This is a genomic window from Mucilaginibacter arboris (genome assembly GCF_009754915.1).
In the GTDB taxonomy this organism is placed as follows: Bacteria; Bacteroidota; Bacteroidia; order Sphingobacteriales; family Sphingobacteriaceae; genus Mucilaginibacter_A; species Mucilaginibacter_A arboris.
Map to the genome: position 1 here is coordinate 1 of NZ_WPIK01000057.1, position 876 is coordinate 876.

Consider the following 876-nt stretch of genomic DNA (forward strand, 5'->3'; position numbering starts at 1 on the left):
GAAGTTGTTTAAACTTTTGTTTGCTTGTTGATTCTTTGGAGGAAAAATACTAAAAAGGCCATCCAATGCATTGCCATCCAATTCCTGGTTAGGACTTTATACCTCATAACCAATCCTTTAAACCCGTCCATCCAGGCATTTGCATGTTCGATAACTGTTCTTCTCTTATATAGTTCTTCATCAAAATACCAGTTTTCGTCCTCGTCTTTTTCTTTGTTGCGTGGATTTGGTTTGATATTGGCCTCTATTTCTTTTTCGATGCAGGCAGACCTCAGTTCCTTACTGTCAAAACCAGGGTCTGCATTCAGGAAAATACCCCTGCTATCTATACCTGCTTCTTTTAACAGGCTGCATAGTTCCGTGAACAGGGTTTTTATTTGGTACAGGTCATGGTGCTGGCCTGCTTGTGGCTCCGACAAGGCAAGCATCAGGCCGGTATTATCTGACAAAAACAGCGCATTACTGGTCTTAGATGCCTTCCTGCCCTGGTAGCCCACCGCTTGCCCACCGCGCTTTGCAGCAGTATGGCTCCCGTCCAATTGCATCGATGACAAGTCTAAAAGGGCACGTTTTGAACGTAAAAGTGCTATCCAGGCGGATCTCCAAGACCCATCTTTGCCCCATTTATTGAAATAATAATAAACACTCTCCCAACTCATCTCTACTGTGTCTGTAAATTGCTTCAATGGAAGTTCACGCCACTGACAACCTGTCTTTAGCCTATAAAATATCGCCATCACAACCTGGCAAGAAGGTATTTTGGACTTAAACCCACGTTTCCCTTTACTTAAATGCGGCACAATTAATTCTTCTATCGTACCTTTATCTATGGTTTCCAATCTTAATCTGATCTTTTTTGATTTAGCACCACAAAAG

General features: G+C 42.4%; 1 protein-coding gene. It reads right to left on the minus strand.

Annotation, left to right across the window (positions count from 1 at the left end):
• Positions 1 to 8: 8 nt before the first annotated feature.
• A partial coding sequence (locus GO621_RS18695) for an IS5 family transposase (protein ID WP_232335715.1) occupies positions 9 to 876 on the minus strand: 868 nt, incomplete at its 5' end.